Annotated in this window: 17 protein-coding genes; 9 read left to right on the top strand and 8 right to left on the bottom strand. The window is 64.7% G+C overall.

Going from position 1 to position 21,084, the window contains the following annotated elements:
* Positions 1-97: 97 nt before the first annotated feature.
* Entirely contained in the window at positions 98-991 is an 894-nt protein-coding gene (locus AB7008_RS31785; protein WP_441260071.1) for a LysR family transcriptional regulator, read from the bottom strand.
* A 103-nt stretch (positions 992-1,094) separates the two neighbouring features.
* Between AB7008_RS31785 and AB7008_RS31780 the strand changes: the two genes are divergently transcribed.
* A complete protein-coding gene (locus AB7008_RS31780) occupies positions 1,095-2,078 on the top strand; it encodes an aldo/keto reductase (protein ID WP_441260070.1) in 984 nt (327 codons plus the stop codon).
* 264 nt (positions 2,079-2,342) lie between these two features.
* Positions 2,343-2,573, top strand: coding sequence for a hypothetical protein (locus AB7008_RS31775; RefSeq protein ID WP_014494328.1), 231 nt, complete (start codon positions 2,343-2,345; stop codon positions 2,571-2,573).
* Positions 2,574-2,693: 120 nt separating this feature from the next.
* On the opposite strand, the gene AB7008_RS31770 is transcribed toward AB7008_RS31775, so the two are convergent.
* Positions 2,694-3,686: a zinc-dependent alcohol dehydrogenase family protein gene (locus AB7008_RS31770; RefSeq protein ID WP_441260069.1), complete on the bottom strand. Its 993-nt coding sequence runs from the start codon at positions 3,684-3,686 to the stop codon at positions 2,694-2,696.
* A gap of 103 nt (positions 3,687-3,789) precedes the next feature.
* Between AB7008_RS31770 and AB7008_RS31765 the strand changes: the two genes are divergently transcribed.
* Together AB7008_RS31765 and AB7008_RS31760 are read left to right on the top strand one after the other, a co-directional pair.
* On the top strand, positions 3,790-4,641 hold the full coding sequence (locus tag AB7008_RS31765) for a LysR family transcriptional regulator (RefSeq protein WP_441261261.1): 852 nt from the start codon (positions 3,790-3,792) through the stop codon (positions 4,639-4,641).
* A gap of 1,105 nt (positions 4,642-5,746) precedes the next feature.
* Positions 5,747-8,209, top strand: coding sequence for a putative bifunctional diguanylate cyclase/phosphodiesterase (locus AB7008_RS31760; RefSeq protein WP_441260068.1), 2,463 nt, complete (start codon positions 5,747-5,749; stop codon positions 8,207-8,209).
* Here the strand turns inward: AB7008_RS31760 and AB7008_RS31755 are convergent.
* The 3 genes from AB7008_RS31755 to thrS all read right to left on the bottom strand — a co-directional run bounded on the left by AB7008_RS31755 (position 8,195) and on the right by thrS (position 12,220).
* Positions 8,195-9,457 (bottom strand): serine hydrolase domain-containing protein, encoded by a 1,263-nt coding sequence (locus tag AB7008_RS31755; RefSeq protein ID WP_041958455.1) that lies wholly within the window; start codon positions 9,455-9,457, stop codon positions 8,195-8,197. The genes AB7008_RS31760 and AB7008_RS31755 overlap by 15 nt on opposite strands.
* Before the next feature lie 63 nt (positions 9,458-9,520).
* Entirely contained in the window at positions 9,521-10,084 is a 564-nt protein-coding gene (locus tag AB7008_RS31750; RefSeq protein WP_028154760.1) for a nitroreductase family protein, read from the bottom strand.
* Positions 10,085-10,177: 93 nt separating this feature from the next.
* Complete coding sequence (gene thrS / locus AB7008_RS31745; protein ID WP_304490329.1) at positions 10,178-12,220, bottom strand: threonine--tRNA ligase; 2,043 nt, start codon at positions 12,218-12,220, stop codon at positions 10,178-10,180.
* Between the two features lie 186 nt (positions 12,221-12,406).
* Here thrS and AB7008_RS31740 point away from each other — a divergent pair, with 186 nt between their 5' ends.
* Both AB7008_RS31740 and AB7008_RS31735 read left to right on the top strand, forming a co-directional pair.
* The gene (locus AB7008_RS31740; RefSeq protein ID WP_304490328.1) at positions 12,407-13,573 is read left to right on the top strand and encodes an MFS transporter; all 1,167 of its coding nucleotides are present in this window, start codon (positions 12,407-12,409) and stop codon (positions 13,571-13,573) included.
* A 91-nt stretch (positions 13,574-13,664) separates the two neighbouring features.
* A complete protein-coding gene (locus tag AB7008_RS31735; protein ID WP_028154763.1) occupies positions 13,665-14,042 on the top strand; it encodes a hypothetical protein in 378 nt (125 codons plus the stop codon).
* A gap of 44 nt (positions 14,043-14,086) precedes the next feature.
* Here AB7008_RS31735 and AB7008_RS31730 read toward each other — a convergent pair whose 3' ends face one another.
* Together AB7008_RS31730 and AB7008_RS31725 are read right to left on the bottom strand one after the other, a co-directional pair.
* A complete protein-coding gene (locus AB7008_RS31730; protein WP_028154764.1) occupies positions 14,087-14,413 on the bottom strand; it encodes a GrlR family regulatory protein in 327 nt (108 codons plus the stop codon).
* 168 nt (positions 14,414-14,581) lie between these two features.
* Positions 14,582-15,907: an alpha/beta hydrolase gene (locus tag AB7008_RS31725; RefSeq protein WP_304494226.1), complete on the bottom strand. Its 1,326-nt coding sequence runs from the start codon at positions 15,905-15,907 to the stop codon at positions 14,582-14,584.
* 329 nt (positions 15,908-16,236) lie between these two features.
* Between AB7008_RS31725 and AB7008_RS31720 the strand changes: the two genes are divergently transcribed.
* Positions 16,237-17,601: an APC family permease gene (locus AB7008_RS31720; protein ID WP_304490327.1), complete on the top strand. Its 1,365-nt coding sequence runs from the start codon at positions 16,237-16,239 to the stop codon at positions 17,599-17,601.
* Between the two features lie 2 nt (positions 17,602-17,603).
* A complete protein-coding gene (locus AB7008_RS31715) occupies positions 17,604-18,815 on the top strand; it encodes a hypothetical protein (protein WP_304490326.1) in 1,212 nt (403 codons plus the stop codon).
* Positions 18,816-18,836: 21 nt separating this feature from the next.
* Here AB7008_RS31715 and AB7008_RS31710 read toward each other — a convergent pair whose 3' ends face one another.
* The gene (locus AB7008_RS31710; RefSeq protein ID WP_028154768.1) at positions 18,837-19,397 is read right to left on the bottom strand and encodes a helix-turn-helix domain-containing protein; all 561 of its coding nucleotides are present in this window, start codon (positions 19,395-19,397) and stop codon (positions 18,837-18,839) included.
* 355 nt (positions 19,398-19,752) lie between these two features.
* Here AB7008_RS31710 and AB7008_RS31705 point away from each other — a divergent pair, with 355 nt between their 5' ends.
* Positions 19,753-21,066 (top strand): MFS transporter, encoded by a 1,314-nt coding sequence (locus AB7008_RS31705; protein ID WP_248878521.1) that lies wholly within the window; start codon positions 19,753-19,755, stop codon positions 21,064-21,066.
* Positions 21,067-21,084 lie beyond the last annotated feature (18 nt).

Genomic DNA, 21,084 nt, shown 5'->3' with positions numbered 1-21,084 from the left:
TCATTGCGAGCGCAGCGAAGCAATCCAGAGTCCCTCCGCGGCAAGATTCTGGATTGCTTCGCGGCGCTCGCAATGACGAGGAGGAGGGCCGCGGCCCTCACTTCCGATAGCGCAGCGCCTCCACCAGCACGGCGAACGCCGGCGTCGGCTGCCGACGGCTCGGATAATAGAGGTGATAGCCCGCAAACGGTGCGCACCAGTCGGCGAGCACGCGGATCAGCCGGCCGTCGGCGAGCTCGCGCTTGACGAGATCGTCGGGGATATAGGCAAGACCAAGCCCCGCCAGCACGGCATTCATCCTGAGCAGGCCGGTGTTGAACACGAGCTGGCCGTCGACCCGCACCTTCATGGCGCGGCCGCGCTTCTCGAACTCCCAGGCATAGATCCCGCCATAGGTCGGCAGGCGGAGGTTGATGCAATTGTGCTCGGTGAGATCCTGCGGCAGCTTTGGCTTGCCCCGCGCGGCGAAATAGGCGGGCGCGCCGACCACGGCCATGCGCATCTCCGGCCCGACCCGCACCGCGATCATGTCCCTGGCGACCTGCTCGCCGAGGCGCACGCCGGCGTCGTAGCGCTCGGCGACGATGTCGGTCAGGCCATAGTCGACGACGAGCTCGACCTTGATATCGGGGTAGCGCGGCAGCAGCTTTGCGAGCGCCGGCCACAGCACCGTCTGTGCGGCGTGCTCGCCGGTGGTGATGCGGACGATGCCCGCCGGCGTCTCGCGGAGCGCGGTCAGCGCCGACAGCTCCGCGTCGATCTCCGCAAAGCGCGGCCCGACATTGCGCAGCAGACGTTCGCCCGCTTCCGTTGGCGCGACGCTGCGGGTGGTGCGGGTGAGCAGCCGCAGGCCGAGCCGTTCCTCCAGGCCGCGCACAGTGTGGCTGAGCGCCGACTGCGACACGCCGAGCTGGGCCGCCGCGCGGGTAAAGCTGCGCTCGCGCGCGACCGCAAGGAAGGCCAAGAGGTCATTGACGTTGGTGCGGGCCATTCATGAATCCATCTCATCAGTACATACCGCTTTTATCATCTAATCGCAGGCCGGCGCGTGGCCTAAATTCGCTGCCGAACATGAACTGCAGGGAGAGCTGACGATGCAGACGCGAACATTGGGCAAGAGCGGCCTCGAGGTCTCGGCCCTCGGCCTCGGCTGCATGGGCCTGAGCTACGGCTATGGCCCGGCGACCGAGACGTCGCAGGCGATCGCGCTGATCAGGATCGCCGTCGCGCGCGGCGTGACGTTCTTCGACACCGCCGAGGCCTACGGCCCGTTCGTCAATGAAGAGCTGCTCGGCGAGGCGCTTCAGCCATTCCGCGACAAGGTCGTGATCGCCACCAAGTTCGGCTTCAAGGGCGGCAAGGTCGAGGCCGGGCTCGACAGCCGGCCCGCCAACGTCAAGGCGGTGGCGGAGGCAGCCCTGAAGCGGCTCAAGACCGATCGCATCGATCTGTTCTACCAGCATCGCGTCGATCCCGAGGTGCCGGTCGAGGACACCGCCGGAGCGGTGAAGGATTTGATCCGCGCGGGCAAGGTGCTGCATTTCGGCATGTCGGAGGCGGGCGCGCAGACCATTCGCCGCGCGCATGCGGTGCAGCCCGTGACCGCATTGCAAAGCGAGTATTCGCTGTGGTGGCGCGAGCCGGAGCAGGAGATCCTGCCGACGCTGGAAGAACTCGGCATCGGCTTCGTGCCGTTCAGCCCGCTCGGCAAGGGTTTTCTCACCGGCGCGATCACCGAGAGCACGACGTTCGATGCGAGCGACTTCCGCAACATCGTGCCGCGCTTCTCATCCAGCGCACGCAAATCCAATCAGGCCCTCGTCGATCTGCTCGGCGAGATCGCCGCAATGAAGAAAGCGACGCCGGCGCAGATCGCGCTGGCCTGGCTGCTCGCGCAGAAGCCGTGGATCGTGCCGATCCCCGGCACCACCAAGCTGCACCGGCTCGAAGAAAATCTCGGCGCGGCGGCGGTGACGCTGTCGGACGCGGATCTCACTGCAATTGCAGGGGTGCTGTCCAAGGTAGCCGTGCAGGGCGACCGCTATCCCGCGCATCTCCAGGCGCGAGTCGGCCGTTGAGCTGCGGCGTGAATGCCCGGTGAGCGTTCGCTTACCGGGCATACGCATCTTGTGTTCCGACTTGAATACTTTTGCCAGCGCTACCAAGCAGCGTTGAAGGAAGCGATTAACACCGCCAGCACAGGCTTATTCCGCAAGCATCGCGACTTCGTCATAGCCGGTGGAAGATACGGATTTCCGATAATCAATTTTATTCTCTTTCCGTCCTGCTGCGCTATATGTCGGGCATCCGTCTAACGGGGGAGGCCGGAGCAGGCGCATGCCTTGCGAGACCGGCAGAAGCAGGGGACCAAGCCCGTCGGCATGTTTGAAGTGATCATCACCAGGCGTAAGCGGTTTGGCTGGCGATGGCAGGTGTGCCAGTCCGGCAAGATATTTGCCGATGGCTTCGAGCGCACGCGGCCGTCCGCCAAATATCATGGCGAGCGCGCACTGTTCTTCCTGTTGTCGCAGGCTTACCTGCGCAATCGCTCCGCGGCGGCCAGCGAGGACTAGCGGCGGGTGCAGGAGACAGCTCCGTAGCCCGGATGGAGCGCAGCGAAATCCGGGACCGCTGTGCCAGCCCGCGAGAACCCCGGATTGCGCTGCGCTCCATCCGGGCTACGAGCTCCCACCTCAGATGTCGACGACCAGTTTGCCCTTGGCGGCGTGATCCCGGATCAGAGCGTAGGCATCGCCAACACTCTCCAGCGTGAAGCGCCTTGCATCGACGAGCGGCGCGAGCTTGCCGGCTTCAACCAGCCGCGTCGCTTCCGCCATGATCTCACCGTGATGCGCGCGGCCTTCGCCTGATAGCAGCGGCAGCAGCGTGAACACACCGGAATAGCTGGCGGCGCGGAACGACAGCGGCGCAAGCGCATGCGTGCCCCAGCCAAGCGCACTCACCACATGGCCAAAACGGCGCACGGCTTCGAAGGAGGCATCGAGCACCTTGCCGCCGACGGTGTCGTAGACGATGTCGAAGCCGCGGCCGCCGGTATGCCCTGCAACGTAAGCTTCGATCGTAGTGCCGCGGTCGATGAACACGGCGCCAAGGCCCTCGATGGTGGCGCGCTGCGCTGCCGAACCGGTCGCGAACACGCCTGCTCCGATGGCGCGCGCGATCTGGATCGCGACATGGCCGACGCCGCCGGCGCCGCCATGAATCAAAACCTTCTGGCCGGCCTTCAGCGCCGCGCGATCGATCAGGCCTTCCCAGGCCGTGATGAAGATCAGCGGCAGGGCGACCGCTTCGCGCATGCTGAGATTGGCGGGCTTGGGCGCCAGCAGGTCGGCATCGACTGCGGCGAATTCAGCGAGCGATCCCGGCACGCCGCCGACGCCGCCGGTCATGCCATAGACCTCGTCGCCCGGCTTGAACCGCGTCACGTCGCGCCCGGTCAGCTCAACGACGCCGGCGAGATCGATTCCGAGAATGGCGGGCAGCGGATGACGCGCATGTGCTGCCGCGCCGGCATGAATCTTGGTGTCGAGCGGATTGACCCCGCTCGCATGCACCCGCACCAGCACCTCGCGCGGCCCGACCTCGGGCGTGGAGACGGTTGAGAGGCGCAGCGGCGCGTTGTGGGTCTCCAGGATCGCCGCCCGCATCGTCGATTGTCTCGCCATGATCGTCTTGCTCCGTTATCGGCCTCCAATATGCTCATGAAATTTTGCATGGGAAGGAACAAGGATGTACGATGATCGTGCATTTCTGTATGAGGTCATTTCGATGGACTGGAGCGATCTGCGCATTTTCCTGGCGATTGCGCGCGAAGGCACGCTCGGGGCTGCCGCGCGCAAGATCGGCCAGACCCAGCCGACGATGGGGCGGCGGCTTCGCGCGCTCGAAACCGCGCTGGGACAGACGCTGTTCCAGCGCACCGCCGATGGTTTTGTGCTGACCGACGAGGGTGCTGCCGTGCTGCGCCATGCCGAGCGGATCGAGGAGGAGGCGCTCGCGCTTCAGCGCCACGCCTCGGGTGCGGAGACGCAGCTCGACGGCATGCTGCGCCTGTCGTCGTCGGACTGGTTCGGCACGGTGATGCTGTCGCCGGTGATCGCCGCCTTCGCCAAGCGCCATCCCAAGGTGACCGTCGAGCTCCTGACCGACGCGCGCCTCTACAGCCTGCCGCGGCGCGAGGCCGATGTCGTCTTCCGCATCAAGCCGTTCAGCGAGCCCGAGGTGATCTCGAGAAAACTGCTCCACATTCCCTACGCGCTGTATGGCAGGAAGGGCAGCAAGCCGCCGCGCGCCGGCGACGGCAGCGGCGCCCGCGTCGTCACCATGAATGCCGAATTCGCCGACATGCCGGATGCGATCTGGTTGAAGCGCACGCTGCCGAATGCGGAGATCGCCTCGCGCAGCAACAACCGGCAGGCGCAGGCAGAGCTGTGTGCCGGCGGCGGCGGGTTTGCCGTGCTGCCACGCCCCCTCGGCGACCGCGATCGCCGGCTCATCGCGCTCGACATCGGCGCAACGCCGCCCGGCCGCGACACCTATGTCGGTTATCACCGCGATCTCCGGCGCCTGGCGCGCCTGCGCGCGCTGCTGGATCTCGTGATCGAACGGTTAGCGGGGTGAGCTGCCGTAGCCCGGATGGAGCGAAGCGAAATCCGGGCTACAACATCTCGCGTTGCCCGTCGGGTAAAACACCAAAGCTCTCGGTCAATGCCGGAAGGCAGAAATATTCCACTTTACCGAAATTCGGAAACGGCGTATCCATCGCATCAGCCCGGCCCAAGGAAGAGGGGCGTATCGCGATCGTCACGAACGCGGGCCGGACGGCGGTGGACGTGGGCCACACTGGTGCGAAGGTGATCGCAGGGCGGGCAGCCGTGAGCGAAGCACGTCGCACGCACGACCGGTGTGATCCACGTACGGCCAAATCGTGTCGTCCTGGCGCCCGGGGTCTGCGCGCCAAGTCTTGTGGTGGTGCCTGTTGCCCAACCGGGCGCGCGCATCAGCCATCTGCAAGGCGACGGGGGCAATAGTGCATCGCTCCCCGGGGAGAGCACGACATAAGCCGTTCCAACTACTGCGCAGGGAAGGCCGGGATGTCTTGGCTACACCTGTATGCCGCTGTGCAGATTTCTCACCACAATTTCGCACAGTGGACCGCGGGTGCCAGCCGGCTCCCGGTCTTCCCTGCGCCCTCTTTCATTCGAGGGTGAGGCGATCAGGCAAAGCTCGGGCGAAATGCGCCGCGAGGATGCGAAGGTGTGTCTTTTGATCGGAATGGTCTCGTGCCCCGGACGCTGCGCAGCACGAAGTGATGCGCTGCAGAGCCGGGGCCCATGCATCAGCGAGTGCCGTGGCCTTCTGAGTCACGGCTCTGCGGAGCGTCACTGCGTACCGCACCGCGTCCGGGACACGAGAGGAGCAACGCTACCATCCACACACTCCGTCATTGCCAGGGCAGCGAAGCAATCCGGAATCTTTCCGCGGCGGCAGTCTGGATGGCTTCGCTGCGCTCGCAATGTCGCGGATGAAGCGGCTGTGCGCCATAACTTCACTCTCACGCGCACGCATCGCATTTTAGGCAACCGTCATAGTCTCTAACGCGCACTAACCAATACCTGACTTAAAACTGTCATAATCGCCGAATGGAACCCGCGGCTGCGTCCTTTTTACACGGCATTAAGCGCGGCTGCATTGGATGCCCTGGGAAAGTGCGTTGGGGACTGCAATGACTACCGCGAAGAAGATGCCGGGAAAACCGGCCGCCGAAATGTTTGACGACATCCCGGTGCTTCAACGCAAATGGCGTGCCGCGTTGAAGCCGGGCGAGCGGCTGCCGCGCTATGAGGACGTGATGCTTGGGAGCCTCGGACGGCTCGCCGACCACATCGCGCTGCTGAAGAACGATGGCGCGCTCGAATTGTCGCGCAGCGGGCGTTACGTGCAGAAATGGCTCGGCGAGGAGCGCTGGGATATCCCGGTCGCCGAGCTCTCGCCCGATTGCGCCACGGCGCTGTCGGAAGCTGTGGCGAGCGCGCTCGAGAACGGACGTCCGTACCAGGCCAGCGCGCATTGCGTGCGCGACGGCATGGTCCGGACCTACGATGTGCTGGCGCTGCCGACCGCCTCGCGCTGGGGCGCCACGCTGGTCGGCGCCTACATCAACGAGCGCGGTGCGCAATACAATCTCTTGGACGCGATCTTCTCGTCGACCGATGACGCCGTGGTTTCGCTGGCGACGCTGCGCGACGCCGCAGGCAAGCCGTTCGATCTCCAGATCGTGCATCACAACAAGAGCGCCGGTGCGCTGCTGAAGGTCGCGAGCGCGGGCTTGTTGTGGCGGCGGATCGGCGAGGGGAATACGCTATTGGCCGCGCCCGAAATCATGGACTTCCTGCTCAAGGTCGTCTCCGGCGGCCGCGGCGAGCAGCTCGAGATCGAAGACGACGGACGTTACCTCCGGCTCAGTGCCACCGCCTTCGCCGATCTGGTCTCGTTGACGATCTCCGACGTCACCGCGTTGAAGCGGCGCGACGCCTCGTTTCGTCTGCTGTTCGACAACAACCCGATGCCGATGTGGGTGTTCGAGGCACAGACCAAGGAGTTCCTCAGCGTCAACGATGCCGCGGTCCAGCATTACGGCTACAGCCGCGCCACCTTCCTGCGCATGAAGCTGCACGAGATCTGGCCCGAGGACGAGTGGGACAGCCACGCCGAGGCGCTCGAACGCATCGGCGACACCTATCACTCCTCGCGCAACTGGCGCCATTTGTGCGCCGATGGCAGCGAGATCGAGGTGCTCACTTTCGGTCGCCGCGTCGCCTTCGACGATCGCGACGGCTATCTGGTCGCGGTGGTCGACATCACTGAGCGACGCAAGGCCGAGGCGCGGATCGCCCACATGGCGCACCATGACGGGCTCACCGATCTGCCGAACCGCGAACATTTCCAGCAGTGCTTGAAGCAGGCGCTCGACCAGGCCGGCGGAAAACGGGTCGGCGTGCTCTATATCGATCTCGACCTGTTCAAGAACATCAACGATTCCTTCGGGCATCCGGTGGGGGATCGCCTGCTGAAGCAAGTTGCCGAACGTCTCACCACCGCGGTCCGCGGCGGCAATCTCGCGGCCCGGCTTGGCGGCGACGAGTTCGCCGTGATCCTGGCAGCCGACGTCTCGCCGAACGAAGCCAGCGCCTGCGCGACCTTGCTGATCGACATGCTGAAGGCGCCCTACGACCTCGACGGCCAGGAGATGGTGATCGGCGCCAGCATCGGCATCGCGCTGTCGCCCGGCGACGGCACGACGTCGGAGGAACTGATGCGCAATGCCGACATGGCGCTGTACCGGGCGAAGTCCGACGGCGGCGGCGTGCACCATTTCTTCGAGCGCGAGATGGACCTCCAGGCGCAGAAGCGCCGCGACATGGAGCTCGATCTGCGCCGCGCCTTCGCCAATGGCGAGTTCGAGCTGCATTACCAGCCGCTGGTGTCGATCGCGTCCGACCGCATCTCCGGCTTCGAATCGCTGTTGCGCTGGCGTCATCCCGACAAGGGCATGATCTCGCCGGCGGAATTCATTCCGGTCGCCGAGGACATCGGCCTCATCACCCAGCTCGGCGAGTGGGTGCTGCGCGAGGCCTGCAGCGAAGCGGTGAAATGGCCTGCCGACGTCAAGGTCGCGGTCAATCTGTCGCCAGCGCAATTCCGCAGCCGCAACCTGGTCCAGGTCGTGATTTCCGCGCTTGCGCAGTCCGGCCTGTCGCCGAAGCGGCTCGAGCTCGAGATCACCGAGTCGATCTTCCTCGCCGAGACCGATGCGAACCTCGCAATCCTGCATCAGCTGCGCGAGCTCGGCGTCAGCATCTCCATGGATGATTTCGGCACCGGCTATTCCAGCCTCAGCTATCTCCGTAGCTTCCCGTTCGACAAGATCAAGATCGACCGTTCGTTTGTGAAGGATCTGGCGCAGCGGCCTGATTGCGGCGCGATCGTGCGCGCGATCTCCGGCCTTGGCCGCAGCCTCAACATCACCACGACGGCTGAAGGCGTCGAGACCGAGGATCAGCTCGACTGGCTGCGCGCCGAAGGCTGCAACGAGGTGCAAGGGTTTCTGTTCAGCGCGGCGCGGCCCGCCGAGGAGATCGCAAAGCTGCTCGCCGATTTCGGCCAGCGCGCCTCACGGGCGGCGTAGCCCTTCGGGATAGCAGCCGTAGACCAGTTCCTTGAAGGCGGGCGTGATGCGGCTGCGCTCGTTCTGGGTTTGCTGCATCAAGAGATAGACCATGTCGAGCTTGGGATCGACGCCGAAATAGGTGCCGCTGCCTGAATCCCATTTCAATTCGCCGATCGACCCGGCCGGCGGCGGTTTCGCATTGCCGGGATCGGTGCGCACACCGATGCCGTAGCCATAGCCAAAACCGTCGCCCGGGAAATAGAAATAGTCGCGCGCGACACCGGAGCCGGGTCCGACGTGATCAGTGGTCATCGCCTTGAACACGGCGGGGCTGAGGTAACGCTTGCCCTCGAACTCGCCGCCATTGAGCAGCATCTGGGAGAAGCGCTGATAGTCCGTGATGGTCGAGAGCAGGCCGCCGCCGCCGGATTCCCATTCGGGATGGGCGAGGCGGTCGCGCTCGCCGGCGAGCAGGACCGGATCGCTCGGCAGTGGCCGCGCCATGCGGGCGCGCTCCTCCGGCGTCTTCAGGACGAATTTGGTGCTGTTCATTCCGAGCGGATCGAGAATGCGCTGCTTGAGGAATTCATACAGCGTCTGCCCCGAGATGATCTCGATGACGGCGCCGAGCACGTCGGTGGAATGGCCGTAGCGCCACAGCGTTCCGGGCTGGCGCGTGAGCGGCAGCTTGGCGACGCGGTCGGCGAATTGCCTGTTGTTGAAGGGCCCCTCGAAAATGTTGGCGGCCTGGTAAACCTGCATCACCCATGGAGCGCCGATATAGTCGTAGCTGATGCCCGAGGTTTGCCGCAGCAGATCCTCGATGTTGACAGGGCGGATCGGCGGCTCGAGTTCGACCTTCGAGGTGCCCTCCGGCTCCACGCCCACCTTGGTGTCGGCGAAGAGCGGGACGTATTTCGACACGGGGTCGGTGAGCGCGAGCTTGCCCTCGTCGATCAGCATCATCGCGCCCAGGCACGTGATCGGCTTGGTCATCGAGTGGATGGCGAAGATCGTGTCCGGCGTCATCGCAAGGCCGGTCCTGGTATCGCGCACGCCGAAGGTCTTCTGATAGACCGGCTTGCCGTGCTGCTGCACCAGGACCACCGCGCCCGGCAGGCGGCCAAGCGTCACCTCGTTGTCAAAATAGGCGGTGATGCGGTCGAGCCCGTCAGCCGACGGAGTAGGGATGTTGGTGGCGGCGCGGCTGCGCCCCATCGTGCCGGCCAGCAGCGCGGCCCCGACCAGAAATTCACGACGCTTCATCCGGGCTTCCTCCCTCGCCGGGATCAAAGCCGCAAGACGTCGGAGGCGTCAACAAGACATCGATTAAAAACGCGTCACGATTTCCGAAAGGAACGGCCGCGGACGGTCTTCGCTGGGCTTGGTCGGCGTGCCGATATGGACGAGGCCGGCGAGCTTTTCGTCCGGCTTGAGGCCGAGGCCGTCCAGCACGTCGCGATCGAAGGCGAACCAGCCGGTCAGCCAGCAGGCGCCGTAGCCGAGCGCGGTCGCGGCCGTGACAATGTTCATGACGCTGGCGCCGGCCGACAATTCCTGCTCGAACGCCGGCACCTTCGGATGCGGCTTGGTGAAGCTGACGATACCGATCACCAGTGGTGCGTCGGTGAGGCGTTTGCGCTCGGTCTCGATGTTCGCCGCCGGCGCGTCCGGATTCTTGCGGGCAAAGACTGTCGCGATGACCTCGCCGGCCCGCTCGCGGGCGTCACCCTCGAAAATGATGAAGCGCCAGGGCGCGAGCTTGCCGTGGTCAGGCACGCGCGCCCCGATGGTGAGGATGGTTTCGAGCTCGGCGGGCGAGGGGCCGGGCCCGGTCATCTCGCGCGGCTTGACCGAGCGACGGGTCTTCAGGAGTTCGATGGCGTCGGGCACTGCGATGTCCTCTTCGGCTGGTCGTCGGGCGTGCCATGCCGAGATAAGCATGCACGCCCGCAACCGGAAGCGAGTTTAGATCGATTTCAGGACTCAGGCCGCGTCGCGCGCCCGCCGGACGTCCGGTGGGGTGGCCTCGTCGACGAGGGCGGCGAGCGCCTCCACCGTCGTCATCACCTTCTGGCCGTCGCTGCCGAGCCGGCGGACGGAGACCGACTGCGTCTCGGCCTCCTTCTTGCCGCACACGAGCAGCGCCGGAATCTTGGCCAGCGAGTGCTCGCGGACCTTGTAGTTGATCTTCTCGTTGCGCAGGTCGATCTCGGCCCGAAGCCCCGCGCGCCGGACCTGTTCCAGCACCTGCTTGGCATACTCGTCCGCCTCCGAGGTGATGGTGGTGACCACCACCTGCACCGGGGACAGCCAGAGCGGGAAGTTGCCCGCATAGTGCTCGATCAGGATGCCGATGAAGCGCTCCATCGAGCCGCAGATCGCGCGATGCACCATCACCGGCGCCTTCTTGCCGCTGTCATGGTCGATGTAGAACGCACCGAACCGCTCCGGCAGGTTGAAGTCGACCTGCGTGGTGCCGCACTGCCAGTCGCGGCCGATGGCGTCGCGCAGCACATATTCGAACTTCGGCCCGTAGAAGGCGCCTTCGCCCGGATTGATCTCGGTTTTGATGTGATTGTTCTGCGACTGGATCTCGCGCAGCACCGTCGCCATCACGCGCTCGGCGTGATCCCACATCGCATCCGTGCCGACGCGCTTCTCGGGCCGGGTCGAGAGCTTCACCGTGAGATCGCCGGTGAATCCGAAATCGGCATAGGTCGACAGAATGAGATCGTTGATCTTGAGGCACTCGTCGGCGAGCTGGTCTTCCATGCAGAAGACGTGCGCGTCGTCCTGAGTGAAGCCGCGCACGCGCATCAGGCCGTGCATGGCGCCCGAGGGCTCATAGCGATGCACCACGCCGAACTCGGCGAGGCGCAGCGGCAGGTCGCGGTAGCTCTTCAGGCCGTGCTTGAAGATCTGCACGTGGCCGGGGCAGTTCATCGGCTTCAGTGCAAACCAACGCTTGTCTTCGGCCTCGTCACCGGCGGACTGTGCCGCGAACATGTTCTCGCGATACCAGCCCCAATGGCCCGAGGTCTCCCACAGCACCTTGTCGAGGATCTGCGGCGCGTTGACCTCGTTGTAGTCGCCGGCGAGGCGCCGGCGCATATAGGCGATCAGCTGCTGGAAGATGGTCCAGCCCTTCGGGTGCCAGAACACGACGCCCGGACCTTCCTCCTGGAAGTGGAAGAGGTCGAGCTCGCGCCCGAGCTTGCGATGGTCGCGCTTCTCGGCTTCCTCGATCTGCTTCAGATAAGCGTCGAGGTCCTCCTGCTTGGCGAACGCCGTGCCGTAGATGCGGGTCAGCATCGGGTTGTTGCTGTCGCCGCGCCAATAGGCGCCGGCCACCTTCATCAGCTTGAAGGCATTGCCGACCTTGCCGGTCGAGGTCATGTGCGGGCCGCGGCACAGATCGAACCAGTCGCCCTGGTAATAGATCTTGATCGGCTCGTTGCCCGGAATGGCGTCGACCAGCTCGACCTTGAACGCCTCGCCCTTGTCGCGGAACACCTGCTTGGTCTTCTCGCGGTCCCAGACTTCCTTGGTGAAGGGTTTGTCGCGCGCGATGATCTCGCGCATCTTCTTCTCGATCGCGGCAAAATCTTCCGGCGTGAACGGCTCGTTGCGGAAGAAGTCGTAGTAGAAGCCGTTCTCGATCACGGGACCGATGGTGACCTGGGTGCCCGGCCACAGCGTCTGCACGGCTTCGGCGAGCACGTGGGCGCAGTCGTGGCGGATCAGCTCGAGCGCGCGCGGATCGTCGCGGTTGATCAGCTCGATCTTGGCATCGGCTTCGATTGCGTCGTCGAGGTCGGCGACCACGCCGTCGAGCGCCATCGCGACCGTGCGCTTGGCCAGCGACGGCGAAATGCCCTTGGCGATCTCGAGGCCGGTGATGCTCTTGGCGTATTCGCGCCGGGCGCCGTCGGGGAAGGTGAGGGTGATCTTTTCCGGCGGGGTCACGGGTCTCAGATTGCTGAGGCTGTATTGAAAGCCGGATTCGGATTTGGGCTGGTCCGTCATTGCTTTTCTCCTGAGGCTCACTCCTGCGAACGAGCGCAGGTAAGCGGGAACGAGCGATATATCAGGCGATTCGGCCTGCGCAATCCGGCATTTCCAAGAAAGTCGCGCGCAAAAGCATGGGCGATGCTCCAACTATTTCGCAACGCGCCCTTTAACTGGCCGCAGGCCTGCTCTACATGCACTTGCATGGAAAATCCACCCACCGCCGGCCGTTTCACGCCAACCGCCCTGATGCTCGGCAATCTCGTCACCGGTTGCTCGGTGCTGGCGCCGGCGGGCATGCTGCCGGAATTGTCGACCGGGCTCGGCATCACCATCCATGCCGCGGGGCTCCTGATCACCTTCGGCGCGATTACGCTGTGCATCGGCTCGCCGCTGACGGCGTGGCTGACCAGCCGCATCGAGCGGCGGACGCTGCTTGCGACGACGCTTGCGGTGCTGGCCTTGGGCAATCTCGCCTCGGCCTTTGCGCCCGACTACACGAGCCTCCTCATCATCCGCCTGGTGATGCTCGCGGTGGGCGCACTCTATACGCCGCAGGCCGCCGGGACGGCGGCGCTGATCGTGCCGGTGGAGCGGCGCGGCAGCACGATCGCCTATATCTTTCTCGGCTGGTCGCTCGCCGCCGCCGTTGGCCTGCCGCTGATCACTTTCATGGCCAGCCGTTATGGCTGGCGCGCGGCCTATGGTGCGATCGGCGTGCTCGGCTGCGTCAGCTTCCTGTTGTTGCTGCTGCGCCTGCCTACGGGCCTGAAGGGCATGCCGGTGGACCTGAAGACCTGGAGCGCGGTCGGCCGCAGCAGGACGATTTTGCTGCTGCTTGCGATCACGATGTTGCAAATGTCCGGGCAGTTCGTGGTGTTCACCTTCATGGGCCCGCTGCTCAAGAAGCTCACCGACGCCGGCCCCGATGCAATCGGCATGGTGTTTGGCATCTACGGTGTTTGCGGCTTCCTCGGCGTCGTCATCGCGACCCGCATCGTCGATACCTGGGGACCCTTCCGAACCTCGTTGCTGTTCACCTGCCTGCTGCTTATAGGCATCACCGGCTGGGCGCTCGGTGCGGGGAGCCTTGTGGTGATGGCGCTCGCGGTCGCGATCTGGGGCCTCGGCTTTGCCTCCACCAATTCGATGCAGCAGGTGCGGCTGGTCGCGGCTGCGCCGCCGCTTGCATCGGCGACCGTCGCGCTCAACACCTCCGTCCTCTATATCGGCCAGGCTGTCGGCTCCGCGATCGGCGGGCTGCTGTTCGCCCGCGAGCTGTTGCATCCGCTCGGCTTCGTCGCGGTCGGCTTCGTCGTCCTGGCGCTGATCCTGGTGGTTCTGACCCGGCCCCGGCCGTCTGCGGCCTGAAGGGAGCGTTTTCGTGTGCGCAAGGTGCTTGGCAAACCGCGCGCGGGAGCGCTAGAAGGCGAGGCATGGGGACCAAAGAGAGTTGACTGAAATGAGGATGATTCTGGCGGTTGCCGCGGTGCTCTATTCAGCCTCCGCGTTTGCACAAACCGACAAGCCACCGATGGTGGGGGACAAGCCGCTGGTGCAGGTCCAGGCCAAAGGGACCAAGGACGCCGCGGCCAAGCCGGCTGCGGCGCCGAAGGGCAAGCCGCAGTCGATCGCGGCGCGGCTCCAGGCCTGCCTCGACCTCGATGACGGCACCAAGGACCGCCTCAACTGCTACGACGCCATTATCCCGCCGGCGCCGAAGCCGAAGCCGGCGAAGGCCAAGGGTTACGCCGATTGCCGCTTCTTCAAGGAAGAGGACGAGCGGCTAGCCTGCTTCAACGGCTTTGCCGAGAGCATTCCGAAGCTGCCCAAGACTTGAACGTCAAGACCTGAAGATCGAGCTGAGGTCTGGAAGCCGGACGGTCAGTCGCTGATCCGGCTCAGCACGGCCCTGAAGGCAACGCCCGGCACTTGCAGCGCGGTGCCTTCGAATTCCGCCGTGTCGCCGTCCTCCCGGCCGGCCAGCGTCAGGGTGATCCTGTCGTGCCCGAACAGCGGCTTGAAGGACGGATCGTCGTTGTAGCGCTGGGTCGAAATCTTGACCTTGATGCTGTCGCCTTCGCCCACGTAGGTCCCGATGAAAGCGAAGGCGGAATTGCCGCCGCGCATCCTGCCATCCGTCACATAGACGACGCCGCAGCCGGTTCCATGAACCGTGTGGAAGTTGACCTTGTACAGTCCCTGACGCACCGTCTGTCCCCGCAGAATTCAAGCTAAAACTTGGCCGGCAAATTATGAGCGTTGCCAGCGGAAGCAATCCGGTGGCTCCCGGGGATGTCGGCCATCAACATCACATTTTGATCAAAGCCTGCGACAATTGCGGGCAGCGCGGCCAAATGCCGACGAGCGCAATATCGGCTAGCGGCTCGATGCGGCCGGATTGGTGGACGCAACGCGCGTCAGCGCCAACGACGGCGTCGCCGACATCTTCACCAGTACGTCCTTGAGCGGGTCCCGGGTCCAGGCGCGCGTCACATAATCACGATGCGTGATGCCGTCGCCGGTTTCGACGAACACCACGCTGCCCGGACGGAGCGGCCCGTCCATGTCCTCGGAGACGCTGATGCCCTTTTGCCGCAACATGCTCATCAGCTCGCGGTCGCGCCGCGCGGTGTAGCGGGTGTAGGAGCTGACGAAGAAGCCGGAGCGGTGGCTCTCGATCCAGGAGGCGAACTTGTCCATTTCGCCGTAGACGGCGTCGAGCAGGACGACGCCGCGGACGCGGTCGCTGATGCCGCCGACCTCGAGGCTCCAGGCCGTCGGCAGGAAGCCGCCGCTGTAGCCGACGATCACGATCGGCATGTTGGCGAAGGCGCGGGCGTTGTTGGGATCGCCGGTGAGCCGGGCCAGATGGGTCGCCGACTCCTCCATGAAGCGCTTGAGGCCGCCCGCCTGCCAGAACTTGCCGGCGCTGGAATCGGCGGCATCGACCGCCATCTGCGGCGCCAGCAGGATGGCGTTGGCGCCGGAATCAGTGACCTGCTGCGGTACGAGTTGGCGGTCGCGCACGTCGCGCTCCAGCGTTGCGCCGTTGCCGTGGAAGAACACCACGATCACGCCCGGCTTGCGCACGTCGAAATGCTCGGGCACGTGCATCAGCACGCGGCTGTCGCTGTAAGTCTCGTCCTGCCAGTAGACGCGCCCGGAATAACTGCGGTGGCCGCGGCGATCGCCCTTGGAGATGTTGAGGAACGGTGCGTCGGAGGCGGGGTTGTTGCCGAAATAGGGGAAGGCCGACGATTTCATGCTGACGAGTGTCGTCAGGTCTTCGCGTGCCGGACGCTGGTAGGGGACCTGCGGCGCGAGCGAGGCCACCTTGTACGGCGCCTGCTCCGGCTGAGGCTGCTGCTGGACGGCGCGTTTGGGCGAGAAATCCGACATCTGCCGTTGCAGAAGACTCTCGCTCGGCGACGGGAAGCGCTCCTTGAATTGCGGAGCGGGGAAGCGATCCTCGAACGTGTCGCTGCTTGCGACCTGAGGATTGGTCTTGGCGACGATTTGGACGTTGGGCTGCGAGTTCGCCGCGAGCGCCGCCGGGTTGGAGGCCTTGCCGCATTGAACCAGCGTGAACGACAGCGGCACCAAGGCTGCGACCAGCGCGATCCGGAGCGCACCACTGCGCGCGCCGGACTGCGTCCGATCAGCACAAATGTCAGCTCTCAATTTCGGAGCGGCCCCGACCATCCACCCATGACCCCAAGTCATGTCCACAAGCCCAGCGGCACTATTCAAGCTAATTGAGCCGACTGGCGTTTAGGCGACGTTAAGTGTCCGGAGAAACTTCCCCACATCCGGAATGCTCAAAGGGACCATGCAATCGTGTCCTGATTGTGGGAGGGCGAAACGGGATTCTCCGGTGTTTCCGGGGCTTTATTGCCCAGGATCGCGCACAAAAGGTGCCGCGATACCGATTCCACGCGCCACATTTAACCCTTGTTAACCCTGCTTGAATTGACTGGACCGGACTGCACGATGCTCCCAACGACACGTGACGCCTGAGGTTGAGGACCCCGATGACGGCATCAGATGTGGGACCCGCACCTTGGACCGGCCGGCTGACGGGCGGGCCGGGGGTCTCCGTTCTGGTCGCAACCGCCATCGTCGTTGCCGACATGATCGGGGTCGGCGTCTTCACCAGCCTCGGCTTCCAGGTCAAGGACATCCCGTCCGGCTTCTCGATCCTGTTGCTCTGGACCGTCGGCGGCATCGTCGCGCTGTGCGGGGTGTTCTCCTACAGCGAGCTGGGCGCCATGTTTCCGCGCTCGAGCGGCGAGTACAATTTCCTCGGCCGCGCCTATCATCCCGCCTTCGGCTTTCTCGCCGGCTGGGTCTCGGCGACGGTTGGCTTCGCAGCGCCTGTCGCGCTTGCGGCGATGGCGTTCGGCGAATACGCGAAATCGGTCGTCCCCGACCTGCCGCCGATCCCGCTTGCCATCGGCGTGGTGTGGCTGGTCTCGATCGTGCAATTGACCGGCGTCAGGCACTCATCGACCTTCCAGCTGATCTCGACCATCCTCAAGGTCGTGCTGATCGTCGCCTTCCTGCTCGTCGGCTTCGTCATCGGCACGCCGCAGCCGATCGCCTTCACGCCGCAGCCGGGTGATCTCGCGCATATCGTCAGCGCGCCCTTCGCGATCGGGCTCGTCTTCGTGATGTACTCGTTCTCGGGCTGGAATGCCGCGACCTACATCATCGGCGAGATGAACATGCCGCAGCGCGATCTGCCGCGCGCGCTGCTCGCGGGCACGATGATCGTGCTCGTCCTGTACGTGGCGCTAAACGCGGTGTTTCTCTATTCCACGCCGGTCAGTGCGCTCGCCGGCCAGCTCGACGTTGCCAGCGTCGCCGGCAGCGCGATCTTCGGCAGCCTCGGCGGCCGGATCGTCGGTGCGATGATCTGCGTCGGCCTGATCTCCTCGATCAGCGCGATGATGTGGATCGGCCCGCGCGTGATGATGACGATGGGCGAGGACATTCCGGCCCTGCGCGTGTTCTCGAAGCGATCGGTGAGCGGCGCGCCGGCCTATGCGATCCTGTTTCAGCTTGCCGTCGCCAATCTGCTGCTGTTCACGCGCAGCTTCGAGGCGGTGCTCGACTTCATCCAGTTCGCGCTGCTGTTCTGCTCGTTCTTCACGGTCGCCGGCGTCGTCAAGCTGCGCATCACCGATCCCGACCTGCCGCGACCCTATCGCGCCTGGGGATACCCGTTCACGCCGCTCGTTTTCCTGCTCGTGACCGCGTTCATGATGTACTACCTGTTGACCGAGCGGCCGTTGCAGTCGCTGGCGGGGATGCTCCTCATGCTCTCGGGCCTGTTGATCTATGCTGTTTTCCGCAGGCGGCCGGCCGCCGCTGGCACGTCATCACACCGCGAATAGACATGTTTCGACCCCTGAGAATTGCGGCCGTCGCTCTCGTCCTGCTAGCCGCGGCCGTCTCGTCCGCACGTGCCGCCGACGTCACCTTCGATGATGCCGCGCGCTTTCTCGCGGGCATGCAGCCTTCGCCGGACTCGCCGCTGGTGCCACTCACCAAGGACCCGGGCTGGCAGCGCCACGCAAAGTTCTTCGACGGCGCCTTCGCCCAGCTTGAGCAGCGGCAGCTCTCGAAGATCCGCAATTGGGCCGACGTCAATCTGGCCGCGCCCCGGCCGACCATGTTCTACTTGTTCAGCGGCCCCGACTTCCTCTATGCCGACGCGTTCTATTCCAAGGCCAGCACCTACGTGCTCGGAGCGCTGGAGCCGGTCGGCGCGGTGCCTGACCTGACGCGGCTGCCGCGCGGCTCGGTCGGTGCCGCGCTCTACAATGTCGAGCGGTCGCTCGGCTCGATCCTCAGCTTCTCCTTCTTCATCACCAAGCATATGAAGGTCGACCTGCACGCCAACCAGGTCAACGGCACGTTGCCGATCCTCTATGTCTTCCTCGCGCGCTCCGGCAAGACGATCCGAAATGTCGAAATGATTGCGCTAGACGACAAGGGTGGGGTGCATACGGCAGGCGACAATCCGGGACGGAACGCGACGCGCGGTGTCCGCATCACCTTTGCCGGAAGCGACGGCGAGGCGCGCACGCTGTACTATTTCTCGACCGATCTCTCCAATGCCGGCGCGCGGGCTGCAGGCTTCCTGAAGTTCTGCGAGACGCTCGGCCCAGGCAACAGCCTGCTCAAGAGCGCGTCCTATCTCCTCCACAAGGGCGACTTCACCGTCGCTCGCAACTGGCTGCTTGCCAACAGCGCGACCATCATCCAGGACGATTCCGGCATTCCGCTTGCGAACTACAATGCGCAACAATGGCGGTTCTTCCCGTTCGGCCGCTATCTCGGACCGATCGACGAATTCCCCGGCCGCTACCAGGAGCGCTACGCCGAACTGTTCACGCGCGCCCAGCCGATCGATTTCGGCGTCGGCTATCGCTGGCGGACGCATGAATCGAACTTGCTGCTGTCGGTGAGGGTGCCGGGAAGCGAGACCGCGCCGGCTGCGGAGAACACCTCATCCGCCGAGCCGTCGCCAAAGCCGCCGCGTCCGAAGCGGCTGCGGCCGCCGGAATCCGTCCCGCCGTCCGGGCGTTTCTTCTGGTTCCGCTAGCCTGTTTGCTGAACTCCGGCGTCACACCGGGCTCTGGGCCACGACCACCAGCACTTCCGCCTTCTGCCGGCCGAGGCTTCGGACCTCGTGCGGGGTCTCGCCTGAAAAATACAGGCAATCGCCCTTGCCAAGTGTCAGCTCCTCGCCGTCGAGCTTGATCGCGATCTTGCCGTTGATGACGAACAGCAGCTCCTCGCCCGCGTGCGAGGCGCGGGTCGCCGCCTTGTGCGGTGGGCTGAGGAGGAACGGCTCCATCATCTTGCGCGTGCGGCCGGTTGCCAACGGCACCACGCCAAACGTGTTTTGAAACAGCGGCACGTTGCCGTCCTCGCGGCGGAACAGGGTGTAGCGCGGCGCAGGTTCGGCGTTGGGGTCGAAGAAGTTCGCGACATTGACCTCGAGGGCGGCGGCCATCCGCAGCAGCGCGGCGAGCGAGGGGATCTTGAGGTTGCGCTCGACCAGCGAGATGTAGCCGCGCGTGAGATCGCTCTGCCTGGCAAGCTGGTCCAGCGTCAGGCCCTTGGCGATCCGCGCCTGGCGGATATTGGCCCCGACCGCTGTCGCTTTGCTGACGTCAAGCACGCATGAATCTCCCGAACTGCTGAGGCCTGTTTTGCAACAGATGCCGCCGAACTGCCAGCCCGGCGCGCCTTGCGCTGCTCATTCCGAGCGCGCGTTTGTATTCCAAAGGAAAACTAGCGCGCGGAAATTTCGAGCAGGATCGCGGATATTGTGAGCAGATGAGCTGGTATATCGCGTATTTTAGCTGAAAAACAGTGCAGTTTTTCGATTCTGCTGCGATCGGCGGCATTTGCCCCGTTCCATGGCGTTGATTTCTATTAGTAAACATGATCGATTTTTACCGTCATGGCTGCCGATGGGCTCCACGACAGACCCAACTGCTTTTCCCAGGCGCCGGTACCTTTTGGAGAGATCGATGACCGTAGCAGACGACGTAACCCTGAACGTAGCGCCGGACGAGGCGGCGAGCTTGCGACGGATCGTGTGGTCGAGCGTGATCGGCACCGCGGTCGAATGGTACGACTTCCTCATCTACGGCACCGCGACCGCGCTGGTGTTCAACAAGGTCTTCTTCGCTGCCGGCAATCCCACGCTCGCCACCATCGCGGCCTTCGGCACCTACGCGGTCGGATTCCTGGCGCGGCCACTCGGTGCCGCGATCTTCGGTCATTACGGCGACCGGGTCGGCCGCAAGGCGATGCTCGCGATCACGATCATGGTGATGGGCATCGGCACCTTCTTGATCGGCCTGCTTCCGACCTATCAGCAGATCGGCATCGCCGCGCCCCTGCTTCTGATCGGCCTGCGTTTCCTCCAGGGCATCGGCCTTGGCGGCGAATGGGGCGGGGCCGTGCTGATGGTGGTGGAGAACTGCCCGACACACCGCCGCGGCCTGCTCGGCAGCATGGTGCAGGTCGGCAATCCAATCGGCAATCTCGCCGCAATCGGCATGTTCGCGCTGGTGGCAAGCCTGCCGGAGAGCGACTTCATGACCTATGGCTGGCGCATTCCCTTCCTGATCTCGATCGCTCTCGTCGGTGTCGGCCTCTACATCCGCCTCAACATGGAGGAGACCGCCGCCTTCCGTCAGGTCCAGGCCAAGAAGGAGGTTGCAAGCCTTCCGATCGTCGAGATCTTCAAGCACCACCGCCGGCCCTTCTTCACCGCGGTCGGGCTCAAGATCTCGGAGATCGCCTATGCCAGCATCGGCGGTGTGTTCGTGATGTCCTACGCCACGGCCAATCTCGGCCTGTCGCGCACGGTGGTGCTGAACGGCGCCTTCGCCGCGTCGCTGGTGGCGTTGTTCGCGATTCCGCTGTTCGGCTGGCTGTCGGATCTCCTCGGCCGCAAGACGATGTTCTACGCGAGCTGTCTGTTCTCGGCGCTGTTTGCCTTCCCGCTGTTCTGGCTGCTCGACACCCGCGATCCCACCATCGTCATCTGCACCATCGTGGTCGCGATCACCTTCGGACAGATGGTGATGTTCGGTATTGGCGCGCCCTGGTATTCCGAGTTGTTCTCCGCGCGGCTGCGCTACAGCGGCGCCTCGCTCGGGTTTCAGGTCGGTGCGGCCTTGAGCGGCGGGTTGACGCCGCTGATCGCGGCGTCTCTGATGGCCTGGAGTGGTGGGGCCACCTGGCCGGTCTCGCTGTTGCTCATAGCCTGCGCCGCCGTCACCGCGACCGCGACGACGTTGGCGCCGGAAATGGCGAACAAGGAACTGACCTGATCCCGCGGCGCGCCGCTG

The organism is Bradyrhizobium sp. 521_C7_N1_3 (genome assembly GCF_052075975.1).
Lineage (GTDB): Bacteria > Pseudomonadota > Alphaproteobacteria > Rhizobiales > Xanthobacteraceae > Bradyrhizobium > Bradyrhizobium japonicum.
Note: the sequence above shows the minus strand (reverse complement) of the source record. Positions and strands in the feature narration are given on the sequence as shown.

What these genes read in the sequence shown, in the direction of transcription:
- AB7008_RS31785 (WP_441260071.1), bottom strand. Translation starts at nt 991, where the DNA reads ATGGCCCGCACCAACGTCAATGACCTCTTGGCCTTCCTTGCGGTCGCG.
- AB7008_RS31780 (WP_441260070.1), top strand. Translation starts at nt 1,095, where the DNA reads ATGCAGACGCGAACATTGGGCAAGAGCGGCCTCGAGGTCTCGGCCCTC.
- AB7008_RS31770 (WP_441260069.1), bottom strand. Translation starts at nt 3,686, where the DNA reads ATGGCGAGACAATCGACGATGCGGGCGGCGATCCTGGAGACCCACAAC.
- AB7008_RS31765 (WP_441261261.1), top strand. Translation starts at nt 3,790, where the DNA reads ATGGACTGGAGCGATCTGCGCATTTTCCTGGCGATTGCGCGCGAAGGC.
- AB7008_RS31760 (WP_441260068.1), top strand. Translation starts at nt 5,747, where the DNA reads ATGACTACCGCGAAGAAGATGCCGGGAAAACCGGCCGCCGAAATGTTT.
- AB7008_RS31755 (WP_041958455.1), bottom strand. Translation starts at nt 9,457, where the DNA reads ATGAAGCGTCGTGAATTTCTGGTCGGGGCCGCGCTGCTGGCCGGCACG.
- thrS (WP_304490329.1), bottom strand. Translation starts at nt 12,220, where the DNA reads ATGACGGACCAGCCCAAATCCGAATCCGGCTTTCAATACAGCCTCAGC.
- AB7008_RS31740 (WP_304490328.1), top strand. Translation starts at nt 12,407, where the DNA reads ATGGAAAATCCACCCACCGCCGGCCGTTTCACGCCAACCGCCCTGATG.
- AB7008_RS31735 (WP_028154763.1), top strand. Translation starts at nt 13,665, where the DNA reads ATGAGGATGATTCTGGCGGTTGCCGCGGTGCTCTATTCAGCCTCCGCG.
- AB7008_RS31725 (WP_304494226.1), bottom strand. Translation starts at nt 15,907, where the DNA reads ATGGTCGGGGCCGCTCCGAAATTGAGAGCTGACATTTGTGCTGATCGG.
- AB7008_RS31720 (WP_304490327.1), top strand. Translation starts at nt 16,237, where the DNA reads ATGACGGCATCAGATGTGGGACCCGCACCTTGGACCGGCCGGCTGACG.
- AB7008_RS31715 (WP_304490326.1), top strand. Translation starts at nt 17,604, where the DNA reads ATGTTTCGACCCCTGAGAATTGCGGCCGTCGCTCTCGTCCTGCTAGCC.
- AB7008_RS31705 (WP_248878521.1), top strand. Translation starts at nt 19,753, where the DNA reads ATGACCGTAGCAGACGACGTAACCCTGAACGTAGCGCCGGACGAGGCG.